The organism is Oceanicella sp. SM1341 (assembly GCF_003448965.1).
Classification (GTDB): Bacteria; Pseudomonadota; Alphaproteobacteria; order Rhodobacterales; family Rhodobacteraceae; genus Paroceanicella.
In genome coordinates this window covers 13,509-32,244 of sequence record NZ_QRGC01000016.1, presented here as the reverse complement: position 1 = coordinate 32,244, position 18,736 = coordinate 13,509, and the positions used below count along the sequence as shown (strand labels likewise).

The 18,736-nt window shown below is 71.3% G+C and carries 18 protein-coding genes; 2 read left to right on the top strand and 16 right to left on the bottom strand.

What is annotated here, in order from left to right:
• Positions 1–74 precede the first annotated feature (74 nt).
• Genes D3P35_RS15055 through D3P35_RS15045 form a run of 3 tightly spaced genes read right to left on the bottom strand, consistent with a single transcriptional unit; the run spans position 75 to position 3,913 of the window.
• Positions 75–623 carry a 3-hydroxyanthranilate 3,4-dioxygenase gene (locus tag D3P35_RS15055; protein ID WP_118135566.1) on the bottom strand — a complete coding sequence of 183 codons (549 nt, stop codon included), beginning with the start codon at positions 621–623 and terminating at the stop codon, positions 75–77.
• Positions 624–680: 57 nt separating this feature from the next.
• Positions 681–1,649, bottom strand: a complete 969-nt coding sequence (locus tag D3P35_RS15050) for a dihydrodipicolinate synthase family protein (RefSeq protein ID WP_118135565.1) — start codon at positions 1,647–1,649, stop codon at positions 681–683.
• Positions 1,646–3,913, bottom strand: a complete 2,268-nt coding sequence (locus D3P35_RS15045) for a xanthine dehydrogenase family protein molybdopterin-binding subunit (protein WP_198670636.1) — start codon at positions 3,911–3,913, stop codon at positions 1,646–1,648. Before D3P35_RS15045 ends, D3P35_RS15050 begins: the two co-directional genes overlap by 4 nt.
• Positions 3,914–4,044: 131 nt before the next feature.
• Between D3P35_RS15045 and D3P35_RS15040 the strand changes: the two genes are divergently transcribed.
• Positions 4,045–4,992, top strand: a complete 948-nt coding sequence (locus D3P35_RS15040; protein ID WP_118135564.1) for a LysR family transcriptional regulator — start codon at positions 4,045–4,047, stop codon at positions 4,990–4,992.
• On the opposite strand, the gene D3P35_RS15035 is transcribed toward D3P35_RS15040, so the two are convergent.
• The 6 genes from D3P35_RS15035 to D3P35_RS15010 all read right to left on the bottom strand — a co-directional run bounded on the left by D3P35_RS15035 (position 4,980) and on the right by D3P35_RS15010 (position 10,777).
• Positions 4,980–5,873 (bottom strand): alpha/beta hydrolase, encoded by an 894-nt coding sequence (locus D3P35_RS15035; RefSeq protein ID WP_118135563.1) that lies wholly within the window; start codon positions 5,871–5,873, stop codon positions 4,980–4,982. The two genes, D3P35_RS15040 and D3P35_RS15035, sit on opposite strands and share 13 nt — an antisense overlap.
• A gap of 169 nt (positions 5,874–6,042) precedes the next feature.
• Complete coding sequence (locus tag D3P35_RS15030) at positions 6,043–6,387, bottom strand: TfoX/Sxy family protein (RefSeq protein ID WP_118135562.1); 345 nt, start codon at positions 6,385–6,387, stop codon at positions 6,043–6,045.
• Positions 6,388–6,444: 57 nt separating this feature from the next.
• Positions 6,445–7,767, bottom strand: coding sequence for a TRAP transporter large permease subunit (locus D3P35_RS15025; protein ID WP_118135561.1), 1,323 nt, complete (start codon positions 7,765–7,767; stop codon positions 6,445–6,447).
• Entirely contained in the window at positions 7,764–8,270 is a 507-nt protein-coding gene (locus D3P35_RS15020; RefSeq protein ID WP_118135560.1) for a TRAP transporter small permease subunit, read from the bottom strand. Before D3P35_RS15020 ends, D3P35_RS15025 begins: the two co-directional genes overlap by 4 nt.
• Positions 8,271–8,358: 88 nt before the next feature.
• Positions 8,359–9,411, bottom strand: a complete 1,053-nt coding sequence (gene dctP, locus D3P35_RS15015) for a TRAP transporter substrate-binding protein DctP (RefSeq protein WP_118135559.1) — start codon at positions 9,409–9,411, stop codon at positions 8,359–8,361.
• 46 nt (positions 9,412–9,457) lie between these two features.
• Entirely contained in the window at positions 9,458–10,777 is a 1,320-nt protein-coding gene (locus D3P35_RS15010) for a hydroxymethylglutaryl-CoA reductase, degradative (RefSeq protein ID WP_118135558.1), read from the bottom strand.
• A gap of 161 nt (positions 10,778–10,938) precedes the next feature.
• Between D3P35_RS15010 and D3P35_RS15005 the strand changes: the two genes are divergently transcribed.
• Positions 10,939–12,327 carry a PLP-dependent aminotransferase family protein gene (locus D3P35_RS15005; RefSeq protein ID WP_198670635.1) on the top strand — a complete coding sequence of 463 codons (1,389 nt, stop codon included), beginning with the start codon at positions 10,939–10,941 and terminating at the stop codon, positions 12,325–12,327.
• Between the two features lie 116 nt (positions 12,328–12,443).
• Here D3P35_RS15005 and D3P35_RS15000 read toward each other — a convergent pair whose 3' ends face one another.
• The 7 genes from D3P35_RS15000 to D3P35_RS14970 form a co-directional block, all read right to left on the bottom strand.
• Positions 12,444–13,091 carry a class II aldolase/adducin family protein gene (locus D3P35_RS15000; protein ID WP_118135557.1) on the bottom strand — a complete coding sequence of 216 codons (648 nt, stop codon included), beginning with the start codon at positions 13,089–13,091 and terminating at the stop codon, positions 12,444–12,446.
• 76 nt (positions 13,092–13,167) lie between these two features.
• Entirely contained in the window at positions 13,168–13,962 is a 795-nt protein-coding gene (locus tag D3P35_RS14995) for a creatininase family protein (protein WP_118135556.1), read from the bottom strand.
• The gene (locus tag D3P35_RS14990; RefSeq protein WP_118135555.1) at positions 13,962–14,879 is read right to left on the bottom strand and encodes an isopenicillin N synthase family oxygenase; all 918 of its coding nucleotides are present in this window, start codon (positions 14,877–14,879) and stop codon (positions 13,962–13,964) included. The genes D3P35_RS14995 and D3P35_RS14990 overlap by 1 nt, the downstream gene beginning before the upstream one ends.
• Entirely contained in the window at positions 14,876–15,481 is a 606-nt protein-coding gene (locus D3P35_RS14985; protein ID WP_118135554.1) for an NAD(P)H-dependent oxidoreductase, read from the bottom strand. Before D3P35_RS14985 ends, D3P35_RS14990 begins: the two co-directional genes overlap by 4 nt.
• Positions 15,481–16,065 carry an NAD(P)H-dependent oxidoreductase gene (locus D3P35_RS14980; protein WP_118135553.1) on the bottom strand — a complete coding sequence of 195 codons (585 nt, stop codon included), beginning with the start codon at positions 16,063–16,065 and terminating at the stop codon, positions 15,481–15,483. The genes D3P35_RS14985 and D3P35_RS14980 overlap by 1 nt, the downstream gene beginning before the upstream one ends.
• Complete coding sequence (locus D3P35_RS14975) at positions 16,062–17,465, bottom strand: FAD-binding oxidoreductase (RefSeq protein WP_118135552.1); 1,404 nt, start codon at positions 17,463–17,465, stop codon at positions 16,062–16,064. Before D3P35_RS14975 ends, D3P35_RS14980 begins: the two co-directional genes overlap by 4 nt.
• Positions 17,462–18,733 (bottom strand): cytosine deaminase, encoded by a 1,272-nt coding sequence (locus D3P35_RS14970; RefSeq protein WP_118135551.1) that lies wholly within the window; start codon positions 18,731–18,733, stop codon positions 17,462–17,464. The genes D3P35_RS14975 and D3P35_RS14970 overlap by 4 nt, the downstream gene beginning before the upstream one ends.
• Positions 18,734–18,736 lie beyond the last annotated feature (3 nt).

Sequence of the window (18,736 nt, the reverse complement as noted above, 5' to 3'; positions counted from 1 at the left end):
GGCTCTCCTTGTCGGGGTGGCGCGCCTCTTTCGGGCGGCCGGTTTTTCATTCTGGTTCAGTCAGTTGCGGGCGGTCAGACCACCACCCAGCCCTCGGGCGGCTCCTTGCCGGGGTGCACGGCACCGCACTGGGGGCAGGTGCGGGCGGCCTCGTCGGCGTAGAAGGCCTGGTAGAGCGGCGGCAGGTCCTTCACGATGCTCTTGAGCGAGACCTCCACGCGGTTCACCAGCGCCGAGCACTCGAAGCAGTACCATTCGAAGGCGTCGATCTCGTCCGGCTGGCGCTTGGGCTCGATCACCAGGCCGATGGAGCCCTCCTGCGGGCGCTGGGGCGAATGGCGCACATGCGGCGGCAGCAGGAAGATCTCGCCCTCGCGGATCGGCACGTCGTAGAAAGTGCCGTCATCCACCACCTTGAGCACCATGTCGCCCTTGAGCTGGTAGAAGAACTCCTCCACCGGGTCGTCATGGTAATCGGTGCGCTTGTTGGGCCCGCCGACGACGGTGACCATCATGCCGGCATCCTCCCAGATCTGCTGGTTGCCGACCGGGGGCTTGAGCAGGTGCTTGTGCTCGTCGATCCACTTGGCGAAGTTGAAGGCGTTCAGGCGCTGTTTCGTCATCGCTGGTCTCTCCTCAATCGGCGCCGGGGCGGGCCCGCGGCGGGTTTTTCTCTCCGCTCAGGCGGTTACGGGCAGTTTCAGCCCGCAGGCCTCGAAGGCGGCACGGGTGGCGGATTTCTCGGCCTCGGTCAGCTCCAGCATGGGCACGCGCACCGCGCCGCCGACCTGACCCAGCAGTTCCTGCCAGTATTTCTGATGCGCCTGCGGCTTCTCCAGCGGCCGGGTGTCACGCAGGGCGGCGCGCACGGGGTCGAGACTGTCGCGCAGGGCGCGGGCGCGCGCCGCGTCACCGGCGAAGGCCGCGTCGGTATAGTCGCGCATGCGGCGGTCGGCGGCGGTCTGGATCAGGTAGGGCGGCGAGGAGCACAGGTAGAGCTGCCAGTTCAGCTCGAGGATGTTGTCGAGCCACTCCTCCTCCGAGGCGGTGCTCACCAGAATGCGGTCCGAGGCGAGGCGGGTGAGCTCGGCATACATCGGCCGCGGCACGGAATACTTGATCGCGACGACATTCTCGATGTCCGCCAGCCGGTTGCACAGCTCGGGGCTCATCAGGTAGCCCGAGTCCGGGTGGCTCCACAGCGCGATGCCGATGTCGATCTTGCTCGCGATGGTCTCGTAGTAGCGCAGCAGCGTCTCGTCCTGCGCCTTGAGGAAATGCAGCACCGGGGCGTGGATCACCACGTAATCCGCCCCCACGTCCTGGGCGTGGCGGGCGAGGTCGATCACCACGTCCATGTTCTGGTCGGAGACCGACATGATAGTCTGGCCCCGGTCGCCGCAGGCCTCCACCGCAAGCTCGAAGCTGCGCTTGCGCTCCTCCACCGACATGGAGAAGAACTCGCCCTGCTTGCCGCAGATGAACAGCCCGTCGATGCCGAGGTCGTCCACCCAGTGGCGGATGTTGGCGCGGAAGCCGTCCTCGTCGAGCGCGAGGCTGCCGGGCACGAACGGGGTGAGTGCGGCGGCCCAGACGCCCTTCATCGTGGCAAAGGCATGGGCCTTCGCGTCTTTCTTCGCGTATTTCATCGCTGCCTCGTGGGGGGTTCCGGCGCGGGCTCCTCCGAGAGGGCGCGCCACAGGCGTTCCGGGGTGAGCGGCATCTGCAGATCGCGCCCCCGATCCGGGCCGAGCGCGTCGCGCACGGCGTTGAAGATGGCGGCGGGAATGCCGATGCAGCCCGCCTCGCCCACGCCCTTGGCCCCGATGGGGTTGGGCGCGGGAGTTTCCTGCTTGAAGAGCGCCACGGGCGGCACGTCGGCCGCGCGCGGCAGGGCGTAATCCATCAGCGAGCCGGTGAGGAGCTGGCCCTCGCCGTCATAGGCGAGCCCCTCCATCAGCGCCTCGCCGAGACCCTGGGCCATGCCGCCCTCGAGCTGGCCCTGCACCAGCATGGGGTTCAGCACCACGCCCGCGTCATCCACCCAGGCGAGGCGCTCCACCGTGGGCACGCCGGTGTCGGTATCGATGCGCACCACGGCGAGGCAGGCGCCGGAGCTCCAGGCCTCGCCGGCGGCGGTGTACGTCTCGGAGACATGCAGCGCGGCGCCGCCGGGCAGACCGGGCAGGGCGGCGGCGAAGGCCTCCCAGCCCAGCCGCGTGCCCGGGGCGGAGACCCCGTCGGGCCCCAGCGAAACCGTGGCCTCCGGCACGCCGAGCGTGCGAGCCGCCGCCGCGCGCACCTGCGCCCCGAGCGCCTGTGCCGCGCGCAGCATCGCCGAGCCGCCGATGGCCGTGGAGCGGCTGGCGAGCGCGCCGGTGCCGGTGGGGGTGGTCTGCGTGTCGCCGTGCAGCACCGCCACCCGGCCCGCGTCCACCCCGAGGGTTTCGGCCACGATCTGCGAGATCGCCGTCTCCCGCCCCTGGCCCTGGGCGGAGGAGCCGGTGGTGGCGGTGAAGCTGCCGTCGGGCATCAGCGCGAGCGTGGCGCTTTCCCAGCCCTGGCCGCAGGGCTCGACGTAGAGCGACAGGCCGAGGCCCACGGCCTCGCCCGCCGCCCGGCGCGCGGCCACGCCTGCCTTGAGCTCCGCGTAGCCGGTCTCGCGCTCCAGCGTGTCGAGCAGGCCGGGAAGATCGGCGGAATCGAGCGTCTCGCCGGTGGCGCTGCGGTGGGGGAAACGGTCCGTGGGGATGATGTTGCGCCGGCGCAGCTCCAGCGGGTCGAGGGCGAGGGCGCGGGCCGCCTCGTCCATCAGCCGCTCCATGAGCATCGCCGCCTCCGGCCGCCCGGCGCCGCGGTAGATGCCCACGGCGGCGCGGTGGTCCTGCAGGCCGCGCGCGGCGATGTCGACCGTCTCCAGCAGGTAGGGCCCGGGCAGGATGCGGCCCGCGTTGCGCGCCGGCACCACGGCGGAATAGGGCATCCAGGCGCCCTGCGGGTAGTCGAGCCGGGCGCGCAGCCCGGTAAGGATGCCGTCGGCGCTCACCGCCAGCTCGGCCCGGTTCACCGCGCCGCGGCCCTGCGTGGCCGAGAGCAGGTCTTCCGAGCGCGTGGCGCACCATTTCACCGGGGCGCGCAGGCGGGCGGCGGCCCAGGCCACCATCACGTCCTCGGGGTAGATCGAGGCCTTGCCGCCGAAGGCGCCGCCCACGTCCGGCGCGATCACGCGGATGCTCTCGAGCGGCCGGCCGAGGATGCGGGCGAGGTCCTCGCGGGCGCGGTGCGGGGTCTGGGTGGAGAACCAGGCGGTGAGCGTGTCGCCGCGGCCATCGGCCAGCGCCGCGCGCGGCTCCATCGGGAAGGGGGCCACCAGCGCGTGCCGGCAGGTGACCGAGACGGTGACGGCGGCCTCCGCGAAGGCGGCGTCCACCTCGCCCGCGGCCCAGGCGGCGCGCATCACCACGGGGCGGTCCTCGCCCTGTGGGATCGGCAGCGCCTCGAGTTCGACAGACACCAGCTCAGCCGCGTCGCGCGCGGCGTTGCGGCTGCGCGCCACCACGGCGGCGAGCGGCTGGCCGAGCGCGCGCACCTCCCCCTCCGCCAGCACCTGCAGCGGCACGGGGGTCACGTCGTCCACCAGCAGGTTCACCGCCGAGACGCCCGCGAGGCCGAGGTCGGCCGCGGTGAACACCGCCACCACGCCCTCGGCGGCGGCGGCCTCCGCAGTGTCGATGGCGAGGATCCGGGCATGCGCCTCCTCGGCGCGGACGAATTCGAGATGCAGGCAGCCCTCGGGCGCATGGTCGTCGACATAGCGCCCGCCGCCGGTGAGCAGGCGCGGATCCTCGCGGCGCAGCAGGCGCTGGCCGATCCAGGTTCCGCCCTTGCGGGCCATCTCGTCGCTTGCGTTCAAGGCGGGCTCCCCGTTGCGCGGCAGGGCCCCTGCCGCTTGCGAAAAGGAGAGCATTCCGTGATCTATATAACAATCTCGGTTATTCGTATTAATTGATCGGCAGAATCAATGGATGTTCCGGAGCCCCCGCGATGAGCTTCACCCTCAGGCAGCTGCACTGTTTCCTCGCCGTGGCGGAGGCGGGCAGTTTCTCGGCCGCGGCGCGGCAGATGAACATCGCCCAGCCCGCGCTCTCGCAGGCGGTGAAGGAGCTGGAGGGCGCGCTCGACATGCGGCTCTTCGACCGCACCACCCGGCGGGTGGAGCTGACCGAGGCGGGGGCCGAGTTTCGCGGCACCGCCGGCAAGGTGGTCGAGGACCTCGACCAGGCTGTGCGCGACATGCGCGACCTCGCGGCCCGGCGCCGGGGCAGGGTGCGCATCGCCGCCCCGCCGCTGCTCGCCTCCGCCGTGCTGCCGCGCGCAATGGCGGAATTTCGCGAGCTGCACCCGGGGGTTACGGTGGAGCTCGCCGACCTCGGAACCGACCAGATCGTGGAGCGGGTGCGCTCGGGCCAGGCCGATTGCGGACTGGGCACCTTCCCGCCCTCGGGCCAGGGGGTGGAGCGCGTCGCGCTGATGCGCGACAGCCTGATGGTGTTCGCCGCCGCCGGCACGGCCCTGGCCCAGGGCACGGGGCCGGTGCCCTGGACGGCGCTCGACGGGCTGCCGGTGATCACCCTCACCCGCGAAAGCGGCATCCGCCTGCTGGTGGAGATCGGCTTCGAGAGCGCGCGCGTGGCGCTGCGCCCGGCCTTCGAGGTGTCGCAGATCACCACCGCCCTCTCGCTGGTGGAGGCGCGGCTGGGCGTGGCGGTGCTGCCCACCTACGCGCTCGCCGCCCTGCGCGACGGCATGGTGGTGAGCCGCCCGATGACCGGCCCGGCGATCGACCGCGACGTGACGCTGATCCACCCCACCGGGCGCAGCCCGTCGCCGGCGGTGGCGGCCTTTGCCGGCGTGCTGCGGCGCACGGTGCAGCGGCAGTTTCCCGGCCGCGGCCCCGCGCATGCAACGGGGCGCCGCCCTCAGGAGGGCTGAGCGCCGATGAGCCCGAGCAGGGCGCGGCCCAGCGGGCTCGCCTCGTCCGCGAGCTCCAGGATCACGTCGAAATGGTGCCGGCCGGGCACTTCCATCAGCGTGGTCGGATGGCCGGCGGCCTGCCAGGCCGCGCCATAGGCGCGCGACTGGCGCGAGAAGCCCGCCGGCTCGCCCGCCGCCCAGGCCACCACCGCGGGGCAGCCCGAAGCGGGGGAGACATGCTCCAGCGGCGAGAGGGCGGCCACGCCCTCGGCATCGAGCGAGATCCACTCCTGCACGAAGCTCGCCGCGATGGGCCCGAGGTGGAACAGCCCGCTCACCGGCAGGGCGCCGGCCAGCGGCGCGTCGGGCAGGCCGAACGCCTCCTGCCAGCCCGAGGCCATCACGCAGCCGGTGAGATGCCCGCCGGCCGAACTGCCGCCCACGTAGATGCGGTTGCGGTCGATGCCCAGGGTGTCGGCCTCACGCCAGAGCCAGGCGACGGCCGCGCGCACTTCGCGCACGATCTCGGCCAGGCTCACCCCCGGGGCGAGCCGGTAGTCGACCGCGGCGGTGGCGATGCCGTGGCGGGCGAGCATCGGCGCCATGAAGGCGGAATCCTCCTTCGAGAGCATGCGCCAGTACCCGCCATGGATGAACACGAACACCGGTCGGGGCGCGGCGCCGGTCGGGGCGGCGCCGAAGAGGTCCAGCGTCTGGCCGCTGGCGGTGTCGTAGACGAGGTCGAGCAGGGCTCCCGGCAGCGCCCGCGCCGGCTCGGAGAGCGCGCGGTAGGCGGCGGTGGCGGCTTCGAATTCGGGCAGCGCGACAGAGGCGCGGGCATTGTAATCGACATCCAGCGTGGCGCGCGGCCAGCCGGCTTCGGCAGCAATATCAGACATGTACGCCTTCCGGGAAAGGGCCGGGACCGGCCGGGAAACTCTGCGCGCGCAGCCTAGACCCCGGCGCGGCCGCGATGCAACCCCGCTGCGCCGCCGGCCGGAGGGCCCCCGGGCCCGGGGGCGGGCGAGGCCCGTCGCGGTCCGGCACTGCGGGGGGGGGCGGCGCCTCTCAGGCGCGGTGGCGGTTCGCCTCCACCGCGCGGCCGGCCCATTCCACCGCGAGGTCGGGGTCGTCGAGACAGGCATCGGGCAGGGAGATGAAGCGCGGCACCTCCACCTCGCGGCCCGACTTGCGGCGGGTGTAGCGGAAGGGCTCGCAGCCGAGCTCCGACAGCTCGGCGCGCATCGCCGCGTCGGTGCACAGGTAGAAGGTGTCGCGCAGCACCACGCCGAACTGCACCCCGTCGAGCCGCATCGACCAGCCGCCGAACAGCCGGGTGACCGAAATCGGGCCCAGGGGCTCCAGCACCTCGAGCATGTGCATCACGAATTCGGTCGGCTGCGCCCGCGCCATCACCCTCTCCCCGGCTCTCGGGGCGGAGTGTGGCGGCGCGGGGCCGGCGCCGTCAAGTCAGCCCGCCATCATCCGCTCGGGCAGCCAGGTCACCAGCTCGGGCCAGAGGATGAACAGGAGCAGCATGCCGAGCTGGATGAGGAAGAAGGGCACCACGCCGCGATAGACCTCCCCCATGCCCACGCCCGGTGGCAGCACGCCCTTGAGGTAGAACAGCGTGTAGCCGAAGGGCGGGGTGATGTAGGCCATCTGCGCGGTGATCATGAACAGGATGCCGAACCACAGCGGGTCGAACCCGAGCTCGCGCACGATGGGCAGGAACACCGGCACGCAGAGCAGGATGATGCCGATCTCGTCGAGGAACAGCCCGAGGAAGATCAGCACGCCCAGGATCGCCGCCAGCACCAGCCAGCGCGAGGTCTCCATGCCGCGGATGAAGTCGAGCAGCCCGTCGGCCCCGCCGGTGGCGGTGAAGACGGAGATGAAGGTGCGCGCGCCGATGGTGATCCACAGGATCATCGCCGTCACCTTCAGCGTGTCGGTGGCCGAGGCGGAGAGCTGCTCCACGCTGAAACGCCCGGTCACCAGCGCCGAGATCACGGCGCCGAGCACGCCCACGGCCGCCGCCTCGGTGGGGGTGGCGATGCCGGCATAGATCGTGCCGAGCACACCCAGGATGATCAGCCCGGGCAGGATGAGCGTGCGCAGGGCGGCGAGCTTCTCGGCCGTGGGCACGCGCGGCTCCTCGGGCCCCGGGCGCGGGGCGAGGGCGGGGTTGAGCGTGGTGCGGATCAGGATGTAGGCGCAATAGGCGAGCGCCAGTGCGAGGCCCGGCACGATGCCGGCGATGAACATCTGCCCGATCGAGATCTGCGCGGTGATGGCATAGACGATGGTCACCACCGAGGGCGGGATGAGGATGCCCAGCGTGCCGCCGGCGCAGATCGCCCCCAGCGCCATCGGCCGGTCGTAGCCGCGCTTCATCATCGAGGGCAGGGCGAGGATGCCCATGGCCGCCACCGCGGCGCCCACCACGCCGGTCATCGCCGCCATCACGGTGCAGATGGCAATGGTGCCGATGGCGAGCCCGCCGGGCAGCCGGCCGAACCATTTCTCCATCGCGGCGTAGAGGTCCTCGATGATGCCTGATTTCTGCAGGATCGAGGCCATGAGGATGTAGAGCGGGATCGCCATCAGCGAATCCGAGGTCATGGTCTCGAAGGTGTTGAGCACCGAGACGATGAGCGCCCCCGGCCCCCAGACCGCGATGGTGAAGATGAAGGCGACCGAGCCGAGCACGAAGGCCAGCGGCGCGCCGGTGAGCATCAGCCCCACCAGCGCGAGGAACATCGGGATGAGCACGAAGGAGGAGCCGGTCATGCCTGCGCCTCCCGGCCGCGCGCGTCACCGTATGCGAGGAACACGAGGTCGGCCGCCGCCTGCAGCGACAAGAGGATGGTGGCGAGCGGCAGCATGGCCTTGGCCGGCCAGATCACCGGGTTCCAGGCCGAGAAGCTGGTCTCGCCGTAGCTCCAGGACTGCCAGGCCAGCGGCAGGGCGAACCAGGTGAGGATGGCGCCGAACACCAGCGCCATCAGGGCCGCGATGGCCGCGAGCACCGCGCCGCTGCGCGGGCCGGCCTTCGCCGAGAGGATGTCCACCGCCACGTGCCCGCCCACGTGCAGCAGCCAGGGGCCGCCGAGCAGGAAATAGGGCCCGAAGAGCAGGGTGGCGAGCTCGGGCCCCCAGCCGGTGGGGGCGTTGAACGCGTAGCGCGACACCACCTCCCACAGCATCAGGACCACGATCAGGAAGACGATCCATTTCACGCCCCGGAACAGGGTCCGGTTCAGCGCGGTGACAGCGGCGGCGAGCGCGAGCATCGGCGGGCCTCAGGGCAAGCAGGGAAAGACGGAACGGCCCCCGGGGCGGCCGAAGGGGCCGGCTCCGGGGGCCGCGACGGGCGTGGGCTCAGGCGTCGAGCAGGCCGAGGTCCTGCATGAACGCCATCTGCGACTCGAGCATCTCGGTGGCCAGCGCGTCGCCGTTGGTGGCCTTGCGCCAGGCCTCCACGGCGCGGCCGCGGTTTTCCTGCACGTCCGCGGGGTCGAGCGTGATCACCTCCACGCCGGCGTCGCGGTATTTCTGCAGGTATTCCACGTTCTTCACGATGATGTCCTGGCGCAGCGAGCCGGAAATCTCGCGCGCCGCCACCGCCAGCACCGCCTTGTTCTGCGCCGAGAGCGCCTCGTAGGCGCGGGTGTTGGCCACATAGGCCGTGGCGGTGGTGGGCTGGTGGAAGCCCGGCAGGATGATGTATTTCGCCACCTCGTGCAGGCCTTCCTCGTAATTGGCCTGCAGGTCGCCCCGGTCGGCGAAGTCGATCAGCCCCTTGTCGAGCGCCGAGTAGACCTCCGAGGTGGGCAGCGGCGACACCGCCACCCCGAATTCCGCCATCACCGAGGAGGCGAGGCCCACGAACCGCCCCTTCTTGCCGCTCATCTCCGCGATGGTGTTGAGCGGGATCTTGGAGTGGATCGGCTCCTCGCCGTAGATGGTGGGGGCGACATAGCTCAGCCCCGCCGGCGCGTAGGAGCGCCGGGCCATCTCCAGGCCGCCGCGCTCGTAGAACCACGCCTCGTACTGGTCCGCCTCCGGGAAGCCGAAGGGCACGGTGGAGGTGAAGCCATGCGCGGGGATCTTGCCGGCGGTGTAGCCGTCGAAGGTCTTCATCATCTCGAAAGCGCCGCCGCGCACCGCGTCGAAGGCCTGGGCGGCGGGCACGATCTGGCCGCCGGCGAAGGTCTGGATCTCGAAGGCGCCGTCGGTGAGCTCGGCCACCCGGGCGGCGAACTTCTCCTCGTAGACCTGCGGGTTGGTGCCGCCGCCCCAGAGCGCCTGCATGCGCCAGCGCACCTTGTCCTGCGCGCGGGTGGCAAGGCTGCCGGCCGCCACGATGGCGGGTGCGGCGAGCGCCGTGCCGGTGAGACGGGCCAGCGCCCGGCGTCGTGTCATTCGGGTCATCATGATTTCCTCCCCTTATGGTTTGTTGTTCATCCCGCGGGGCATGTCACGCCCCGCGCATCTCTGCCAGCAATTCCTGCGCGCGGTCCACGCGCACGTCGCGCTCGGCGGCCATGCGCTTGGCGACCGTCTCGACCTCGGCGCCGGTGGCCCCGGCGAGGATGGCGATGTTGCGCCCGTGCAGGGCCATGTGCCCGCGCTGGATGCCCTCGGTGGCGAGCGCGCGCAGCGCCGCCATGTTCTGCGCGAGGCCCACGGCCACGATCACCTCGGCCAGTTCCTGCGCCGAGGAGACGCCCATGATCTTCAGCGCCAGCCGGGCGAGCGGGTGGGTCTTGGTCGCCCCGCCCACCAGGCCCACGGCCATCGGCACTTCCATCGAGCCCACCAGGTTTCCGGCCGCGTCGCGCTCCCACACGCTCATCGAGCCGTAGGAACCCTTGCGCGCCGCCCAGGCATGGGCGCCTGCCTCGATGGCGCGCCAGTCGTTGCCGGTGGCCACCACCACGGGGTCCATGCCGTTCATGATGCCCTTGTTGTGGGTGGCGGCACGGTAGGGGTCGGTGGCGGCAAGGGCGTAGCCCTCGAGGATGCCGCTCACCATGCGCGCGCCGTCGAAATCCTTCGTGGCGAGGGCGGCTTCGGGAATGCGCACCATCGCCCGGCTCAGCCGCAGGTCGGCGAGGTTGGAGAGGATGCGCAGCCGCACCTGGCCGCCGGTCACCCGCTCGGCGATCGGGGCCACGGCCTCGGCCATGGTGTTCACGGTGTTGGCGCCCATCGCGTCGCGCACGTCCACCAGCAGGTGCATCACCACCATCGGGCCGGCGGGGCTCTGCTCGAAGACATGCACCTCGATGTCGCGGCAGCCGCCGCCGAGCTTCACCAGCAGCGCGTCGCGCGCGTTGGCGGTGGTGACGATCTCGTCACGCGCGCGCAGCAGGGCGAGGCGGGCGCCATGCGGGTCGCTCAGCCCGATCACCTGCACCTGGGCGCGCATGATCGGGGCGGAGCTCGAGGTCATGAAGCCGCCGTGATCGCGCGCGATGCGGGCCATGTACGAGGCGGCGGCCACCACCGAGGGCTCCTCCACCGCCATCGGCACCAGCACCTCGCGGCCATTCACCACGAAGTTGGTGGCGATGCCCATCGGCATGCCGAAGGTGCCGATGACGTTCTCGATCATCCCGTCGGCGGCGGTGAGGGGCAGGGCGGCGGGGTCTGCCAGCAGGGCGCGCTCCTCGGCCGTGAGGCCCACGGCCTCCGCCACGGCGGCGAGACGCTCGGCCGGGGTCATGTTGCGGGCATTGGCGATGCGGGAACTGTAGGCCGCGCTGGGAGCGGCGGCCGGGGTCTGCGAACCCATATCTTTCCTCCGGGCAGTCTTGTTGATGTCTTGCCTGCGAACGCTATACGGCGCACAATCAGACACAAGGTACAATTCTGACAAACAATTTCCGCGCGCCTTTTCAATGTGTTGCGGAAGAATGGGGAGACGCTTTGCGACAGGGGAGAGGGATTCGCCGCGTGCCCGTGCGCCGGGTCGACGAGGTGTACGAGCGCGTGCGCGGCCAGATCGAAGCCGGCCGGCTGGAGCCCGGAGAGCGCCTGCCGCCGATCCGCGGCATGGCCGACGAGATGCGGATCTCGCGCAATTCGGTGGTGCAGGCCTACGAGCGGCTGGTGGCCGACAGCCTGGTGGTGGCGCGGCGCGGCTCGGGCTTCTACGTGGCGCATGCGCTGCCGCGGATGGGCGAGCGCACCAGCCAGTCCTTCCGCGAGGCGACGGACGCGATCTCGCTGCTGCGCGAGCAGCTCGACCGCAATTTCGACGCCCGCATCGGCGACGGCCGCCCGCCCGCGAGCTGGCTGGAGGCCTCCGAGCTGCAGCGCCATTTCCGCTTCGGCATCTCGGTGCGCAGCGGCACCGACTACGGCTATGGCGAGGCGGCGGGCTACATGCCGCTGCGCCGGCTGCTCGCCCGGCGGCTGGAGGAGCGCGGCATCGCCGCGAGCCCCGACACCGTGTTCACCACCTTCGGCGCCAACCACGCCTTCGACCTCATCACCCGCCAGTATCTCAGCCGGGGCGACTGCGTGCTGGTCGACGAGCCGGGCTACTACCCGCTCTTCGCCAAGCTGCGCCTCGCCGGGGTGCGGCTGATCGGCGTGCGCCGCCTGCCCGACGGGCCGGACATCGACGACCTCGCCCGCAAGATCGCCCGCCACCGGCCGCGCGGCCTGTTCACCCAGACCGTGGCGCACAACCCCACCGGCACCACCACCTCGCCGGAGAAATGCGCCGCCGTGCTGCAACTCGCCGGGCAGGGCGGGCTCTTCGTGGTGGAGGACGACACCTTCGCCGATCTCGTGCCCCCCGGCACGGTGCGGCTGGCGAGCCTGCCCTCGCGCTGCGAGGTGATCCACGTGGGCACCTTCTCCAAGACCCTCTCGGCCAGCCTGCGCTCGGGCTTCGTGAGCGCGCCTCCGGAGGTGGTGCGACAGCTCGTGGCGCTGAAGATGCTCGGCACGGTCGCCACCTCCTCCTACATCGAGCGCTTCATCTTCGAGCTCATCGACGCCGGGCAATACGCCGGCCACCTGCGCCGCCTCGGCCAGCGGGTGAGCGCCAGCGTGGCCGAAACCGCCGCCGCCCTGCGCGCCTCCGGCTTCGGCCTGCCCTTCGGCACCGGGCCCGGCTACTACCTCTACCCCAGCCTGCCCGAGGGGGTGAGCGAGGCCGACATCGCGCATGAGGGTGCGGAGGCCGGGATCTTCATCGCCCCCGGCTCGGTGTTCTCGCCCGGCGGCGCGCCGGGCCGGGCGCATATCCGGGTGAACGTGGCCTATGGCACGGACGCGGCCTTCCACGCCTTCGCCCGCGAGCTGTTTGCACGGAGTGGGCGCGGGGGCTGAACGAGTCGGAAAAGCATTCTGTGGCAGTTGCTTGCGGTGCGTTCTTCGTGTAACAGCGAAAGCGCCTTTGAGAGCAGGCGGGCGCAGTGGCCTCAGCCTGCCGGTGCCGGCGGGTCCTACAGCCCGTAGCCCTTGAAGGCGGCGAGGGTTTCCTCGATCTGCGCGTCCGAGAGCACCACGGCGCCGCCGATCAGCAGGGCGTTGTGGTATTGCCGCGCGAGGGTTTCGAGCTCCACCGCCAGCCACATCGCCTTCTCCAGCGAGGGTCCGAAGGCGATCATGCCGTGGTTGGCGAGCAGGCAGGCGCAGCGGCCCTCCAGCGCCTCCAGCGCCTTCTGCGAAAGTGCGGCGGTGCCGAAGGGCGCGTAGCCCGCGCAGCGCACCGTGGCGCCGCCGAAGGCCGCGATCATGTAATGCACCGCCGGGATGTCGCGCCCGGTGATGGCGAGCGCGGTGCAATAGGGCGCATGGGTGTGGATGATGGCCTGCGCCTCGGGCCGCGCGCGCAGGATGTCGAGGTGGAAGCGCCACTCGGTGGAGGGTTTGAGCGGGCCGTCCCAAGCACCGTAGTCGCCCTCGATCGGCATGGAGGCGAGCATCTCGGGCTCCATCGCCTCGTAGGGCGTGGCGGAGGGGGTGATGAGCATCCTCTCGCGCCAGCGGGCGGAGATGTTGCCGGAGGTGCCGGCGTTCAGGCCGCTGTCGTTCATCCAGCGGCATTTCGCGATGATCGCCGCGCGCAGGGCCTGCTCTTCCGCGTCCATGATCTCTCCTCCCGGGGCTGCTGCCCCCGCGCTTAGCGCGGCGCGGGGGGCGGCGCAATGCGGCCTTCGGGCAGGATCAGAGGCCGGGCAGCTCGAACTCCGCGAGCTCGCGCAGGAAGGCGAGGAAGCCCTCCGCCTGGTGGCGCGCGGTGGCGGCCCCCTTTTCCGCCGTGGCGAGGGCGGCCTCGCCCACGGTGCCGTGCGGGTTGAGGTCGGAGGCGATCCAGCCGTAGGAGGTCGGGCCGGTGGGGCGCAGGTGGGTGAAATTGCCCATGCCCTCGGCGGTGGAGGTGAAGTTCTGCGCCTCGGCCATCTCCACCAGCTCGGGGCGGAAATGCAGCATGAGCGAGGTCTCCACGTCGCCGCCATGGATGCCGTAGGTCTTCTCGCGCGGCGAGAACATGCCCTCCGGCGTGCCGAAGGCGCCCCAGTGCGCCTTGCCCACCAGCATGTTCGCGCGCACGCGCAGCTCGCGCGCGATGATGGAATTCATGTCCACGTTGCCGCCGTGGCTGTTCACGATCGCCATCTTGCGCAGGCCGGCGCGGGCGACGGAGAGGCCGATCTCCGTCCAGGCCTCGATGGCGGTGGCCGCGGTGAGGGTGACGGTGCCCGGCGCGTGCAGGTGCTCGTTCGACTTGCCCACGCACTGCAGGGGCAGGATGAGCACGCGGATGTCCTCCGCCGCGTCGAGCAGGCCGGTGAGCGTGTCGAGCATGCCCTGGCCGATCATGCTGTCCACCCCCACGGGCAGGTGCGGCCCGTGCTGCTCGATGGCGGCGGTGGGCAGCACGGCGATGGTGCGCGCGGGGTCGAAGCCGGCGAATTCGGTGGTGCGGTACTGGGCCCAGTAATGGCGGGGCATCGGCATCAGCCTTTCTGCTCGTAGGTCGCCGCCAGCCGGGCGGCGAGGTAATCCGCCGCGCGGATGGCGGGGTATTTCGGCGTGCCGGTGCCGGGCAGGGCGGCGACCAGCGTGTCGGGGTTGGGGTCGAGGAAGAAGGCGAGCGAGCGGCGCTCGCGCGCGGGCGGCAGCACCCGGTGCGGGGTGGAGACATAGATGTCGTTGGTCCAGCGCATCAGGCAGTCACCGATGTTGACCACGAAGGCGCCGGGCACATGCGGCACGTCGGTCCAGCCGGCGCCGCGGGGGCGCACCTGCAGGCCGGGGGTGCCGTCGGTCATCAGCAGGGTGAGCGAGCCGTAATCGGTATGCGCGCCGGCGCCGATCTCGCCCGCGCCGCCCGAGGCCGCCGGGTAGCGCAGCAGGCGCAGCGTGGCCATGGGCGCGGTGAACTCGGGCGCGAAATGCCCCTCCGGCAGGCCGAGGTCGCGCGCGACCGCGCGGTGCAGCTCGACCCCGAGCGCCCAGACCGCGTTGAAATAGCTCAGCGCCGTCTCGCGGAAGCCGGGCAGATCGGGCCAGAGGTTCACGCCGCGGAAGGGCTTGCCGGCCAGCACCTCGGGGTCGTCGGGCGCGAGGTCGAGGCCGATGTTGAAGGCCTCCTTGCGGTCCACCGCGCCGGAGGTGTCGTCGAGCCGCTCGGCGCCGAGGGCGACATAGCCGCGGTTGTGGGGCGAGAGGTGGATGCCCACCGCCTCCTTCCGCGCCTGCGGCAGGGCGAAGAGGGCACCGGCCTGCCCGAAGAGCGCCGCCGTGAGGCCCTCGTCGACGCCGTGGCCGGTGAGCAGGAAGAAGCCGGTCTCGCGGCAGGCGGCGGAGAGGGCGGCGGTGAACCCCTCCGCATCGCCCGCGCGGAAGGCGGCGAGGTCGAGCACCGGGATCATGCGGGGGCCTTTCGGGCGAGGAACCGGGTCATCCGCGCCTCCACCCGGGCGAGGTGGCGGGCGCGGCTCTGCGGCGTGGAGCTGTCCATCCGGTAATGCGCCGCGAAGGCGGTGCGGGCGCGGCGGTGGCACAGGATGCGCAGGCCGCGCAGCAGCGTGCGCTTGCCCGGCGCGCCGATGAAGAAGGTGAGCGGCCAGCTCGCCCCGCAGGTGGTGAACACGCCCAGCCGGGTGATGTGGGTGAGGCCGGGGCCGATGTCGCCGCCCTTGGGCATCAGGAAGGCGACGTCGGGCAGCATCACCCGGTCGAGCCAGCCCTTCAGCACCGCCGGCAGCCCGTACCACCAGGTGGGGTAGACGAAGATCAGCGTGTCGCACCAGCGCAGTGCCTCCACGTGGGCGGCCACGGGGGCGATGTTCTCCGGCGATTTCTCGTAATCCGCCAGCTCCTGCGCGCTCAGCGCGGGCGTGAAGCCCTCGGCGTAGAGGTCGAGCACCCGTGTCTCGGCGCCTGCCGCCGCCAGCCGGGCCTGCACCACCGCCAGCACGGCGGCGGTGTAGCTTTCCGGGTTCGGGTGGCAGTAGACGACGAGCGCGCGCATCAGAAGGCGTCCATCTCGCGGTAGACGCGGGTGAGATGCGCCTCGCGCTGCACGTGGGTGGCGCGGTTCATGTCGTAGAGGGCGAGATAGCGGAAGCTCGCACCGGGGTGCACGGTCTTGCGCAGGGCGCGCATCACGATGCGGCGCGGCGGGTCGCCCGCCAGCGTGGCCCGGGTGCGGGTGCCGCCGTAGGTGGTGACGGCCGCCACCCGGCGGATGTTGTGCAGCATGCCCTGCACCTTGCCGTCGACCATGCCGAAGGAGACGCCGGGCAGGAACACCCGGTCGAAGAAGCCCTTCAGGATGGCCGGATAGCCGAAGTTCCACACCGGGAACACCATCACCAGCGCCCGGGCGCGGCGGATGCGCTCCACGTAGTCCTGCACCGGCAGGGTGTTGGGGCCGATGTCGTGGTAGGCGCGGCGCTCGGGGCCGCTGAGCACGGGCGAGAACCCCTCCTCGTAGAGGTTGCAGTCATCCACCGCCCAGTCGTTCGCGCGCAGGCGGGTGACGACCGTGTGGTGCACGGAGGCGGCGAAGCTCTCCTCGCAGGGATGCGCGTAGAGCACGAGGGCGCGTTTCATTCGGCCTGCTCCTTGAGACCGGGGTAGGCGTACATCCGGTCATACGTCCAGTCGGGGTCTTCCCAGGTGATCATCTTGCCGGGGTTGAGCAGGCCCTTGGGGTCTGCCTCGCGCTTGAAGCCGAGCTGGATGGCGTCGACCGACTGCCGCCCGCCCTCCTCCAGCGTGTAGCGGTGGGGGTTGAAGATCATGCAGCCCATCTCCTCGTGCAGGCGCACGATCTCGTCGAGCCGCTCCTCGGTGGTGAAGCGCACCAGCGAGAGGCCGGCGGCATGCACCTTGCCGTTGGTGCGCATGAACTCGAGGTGCTGCAGCACCTCCTCGCCGAAGACGCGGCGCACCTCCTCCACCCGCTCCAGGTGGTCGGGGAAGGCGTAGCGCACCTGCAGGTAGGTGATGGCGGGGTCGACCTTCAGCGCGCGCAGGGTGGTGTGGTTCCAGGCGTATTCGAACACCATGCCCGGCCCGCGCTCCCAGTCGCAATCGTCCGAGCGGTAGAGGAGCGAGGCGGCGGGGCGGCGGGCGGTGAAGGTCTCGAAGGCGTCCATCGCGTGCGGCGCCACCATCAGCAGCACGAGGGACTGGTCGTCGCGCACCCGCCCCTTGAGGCGCTGGAAGTAGCGCGCCGGGGCCGGGCCCTCGATCACGGTGGCGAGCTTGATGAGGATGCCGTCCTCGCTCGCCAGCGCGTCGGCATAGCGGGCGGCCTCGGCGAAATCGTCGAAGGCGACCATGAGGTCCACCCAGTCGTATGCGGGGGCGAGCGGCATCTCCAGCTCGGTGATGATGCCGTTGGTGCCGTAGGCGTGGGAGACGCGGGCCAGTTCCTCGCCACGGAACTCGAGCACGCGCGGCTCGGCCTCCATGGTGACCACGCGCAGGCGGATGATGTTACCGAGATCGCGCAGCGAGCCCCAGCGCACCGAGCCCACGCCGCCCGAGCCGCCGGCGATGAAGCCGCCGATGCTCGCCGTCGCCCAGGTGGAGGAGAACATCCGCAGCTCCTGGCCGGAGTGGGCGCGGGTGGCGGCGTCGATGTCCTTCAGGATCGCGCCCGGCTCCACGATCAGCCGGCCGGGCAGGATCTCCTTCACCCGGTTCAGCTTGCGCAGGTTGAGCACGCAGCCGCCCGCGAGCGGCATTGCCTGGCCGTAGTTGCCGGTGCCGGCGCCGCGGGTGGTCACCGGGCAGTCATGCGCATAGCAGGTGCGCAGCACCTCGATCACCTCCTCCTCCGTGGCGGGGGAGACGGCGAAATCGGCCACCACGCCGTCGAGCCGGGCCTTGAGCACCGGCGAGTACCAGAAGAAATCCCGGCTCTGGGCCTTCAGCGCGGCCGGGTTCACCGTGGTGTCGAGATGCGAGAGCGCCTCGAGGGCGGCGGCGACATTGGGTTTCATGCTGTCTCCATGAGCGGGTCGAGCTCGGAATAGTCGGGCAGGGTGCGGTCGACCTGCCGGCCGGCGCGGATGACGATGCGGTCGGCCTGCGGCCGGGCGAAGAGCTCGGACCAGTTGCGCGCCCGGGTGATCACCATGTCCGCCGGCGCGCCGGGCGCGAGGCCGGGGCTCGCGAAGCGGCAGGCCGTGTCGGGCACGGTGGTGAAGGCGCGCACCCAGTCGTCCGCGCCATGGTCGAGATGGGCGATGCGGGTGGCCTCGCGCATCACCTCGAGCATGTCGAGATCGCCGTAGGCATAGAAGGGGTCGCGCGTGTTGTCGGAAGCGAAGGCCACCGGAATGCCTCGCGCCTTCATCTCCTGCACCATGGTGACGCCCCGCCAGCGCGGCGTGCGGCCGGCCACCCGGTCCTGCAGGTACATGTTGCACATCGGCAGGGAGACCACGTGCAGGCCGGCCCTTGCCACCGTGTCGAGGGTGGAGAGGGCCACCGCCTCCTCCTGCACGGCGAGCGAGCAGCAGTGGCCCACGGTGACATGGCCCTGAAAGCCGGTGCGCAGCACCGCCTCGGCGATGGAGCGCAGGGCGTCGGCTGCGGGGTCTCCGGTCTCGTCGACATGGAAATCGGCGTCGAGCCCGTGGTGCTCGGCGAGCGCGAGGAACCCGTCGAGCTGCGCCTCGATGCCCGGCATCGGGTAGGCGACACAGCCGAGCACGGAGCCGCTCTCGGCCACGATCTGCGCCGTGCGGCGGAAGCAGCCGTCGAGCTCCATCCGGTCGATGGCGACAAGGCAGCTCGCCTGCAGCTCGATGCGCCCGGCCCATTCGGCCCGCATCTCGCGGAACACCGGGAAGGAGATCTCGTCCTGCGGGGCGAGGCTGTCGAGATGGGTACGGATGCGCGCGGTGCCATGGGCGAAGGCGCAGCGCAGGGAAAAATCCATCCGGGCGCGAACGTCCTCGGCACTCCAGTTCGCCACCCGGTCGGCGCCCACGGTAGCGAGCGCGCCGGGGAAGGTGCCGTCGGGGTTTGGCGCGCGGGGCGAGATGTGGCCCTTGTCGAGATGGGTGTGCATGTCGGTGAAGGCGGGAAACACCATCGCCCCCTTCATGTCGAGCACCGCATCGGCCGGCGCCTCCGAGATGCGCCCGCCCGCGATGGTGAGCGAGAGCGGCACCAGCCCCTCGCCACCCCCGGCAAGGCAGGCGGGAACGCGCATGTTTTCAAGCCGGTAGGAGCCGGTCTTGGGAAGATCTCTGAAGTCCATACG

What these genes read in the sequence shown, in the direction of transcription:
- D3P35_RS15055 (WP_118135566.1), bottom strand. Translation starts at nt 623, where the DNA reads ATGACGAAACAGCGCCTGAACGCCTTCAACTTCGCCAAGTGGATCGAC.
- D3P35_RS15050 (WP_118135565.1), bottom strand. Translation starts at nt 1,649, where the DNA reads ATGAAATACGCGAAGAAAGACGCGAAGGCCCATGCCTTTGCCACGATG.
- D3P35_RS15040 (WP_118135564.1), top strand. Translation starts at nt 4,045, where the DNA reads ATGAGCTTCACCCTCAGGCAGCTGCACTGTTTCCTCGCCGTGGCGGAG.
- D3P35_RS15035 (WP_118135563.1), bottom strand. Translation starts at nt 5,873, where the DNA reads ATGTCTGATATTGCTGCCGAAGCCGGCTGGCCGCGCGCCACGCTGGAT.
- D3P35_RS15030 (WP_118135562.1), bottom strand. Translation starts at nt 6,387, where the DNA reads ATGGCGCGGGCGCAGCCGACCGAATTCGTGATGCACATGCTCGAGGTG.
- D3P35_RS15025 (WP_118135561.1), bottom strand. Translation starts at nt 7,767, where the DNA reads ATGACCGGCTCCTCCTTCGTGCTCATCCCGATGTTCCTCGCGCTGGTG.
- D3P35_RS15020 (WP_118135560.1), bottom strand. Translation starts at nt 8,270, where the DNA reads ATGCTCGCGCTCGCCGCCGCTGTCACCGCGCTGAACCGGACCCTGTTC.
- dctP (WP_118135559.1), bottom strand. Translation starts at nt 9,411, where the DNA reads ATGACCCGAATGACACGACGCCGGGCGCTGGCCCGTCTCACCGGCACG.
- D3P35_RS15010 (WP_118135558.1), bottom strand. Translation starts at nt 10,777, where the DNA reads ATGGGTTCGCAGACCCCGGCCGCCGCTCCCAGCGCGGCCTACAGTTCC.
- D3P35_RS15000 (WP_118135557.1), bottom strand. Translation starts at nt 13,091, where the DNA reads ATGGACGCGGAAGAGCAGGCCCTGCGCGCGGCGATCATCGCGAAATGC.
- D3P35_RS14995 (WP_118135556.1), bottom strand. Translation starts at nt 13,962, where the DNA reads ATGCCGATGCCCCGCCATTACTGGGCCCAGTACCGCACCACCGAATTC.
- D3P35_RS14990 (WP_118135555.1), bottom strand. Translation starts at nt 14,879, where the DNA reads ATGATCCCGGTGCTCGACCTCGCCGCCTTCCGCGCGGGCGATGCGGAG.
- D3P35_RS14985 (WP_118135554.1), bottom strand. Translation starts at nt 15,481, where the DNA reads ATGCGCGCGCTCGTCGTCTACTGCCACCCGAACCCGGAAAGCTACACC.
- D3P35_RS14980 (WP_118135553.1), bottom strand. Translation starts at nt 16,065, where the DNA reads ATGAAACGCGCCCTCGTGCTCTACGCGCATCCCTGCGAGGAGAGCTTC.
- D3P35_RS14975 (WP_118135552.1), bottom strand. Translation starts at nt 17,465, where the DNA reads ATGAAACCCAATGTCGCCGCCGCCCTCGAGGCGCTCTCGCATCTCGAC.
- D3P35_RS14970 (WP_118135551.1), bottom strand. Translation starts at nt 18,733, where the DNA reads ATGGACTTCAGAGATCTTCCCAAGACCGGCTCCTACCGGCTTGAAAAC.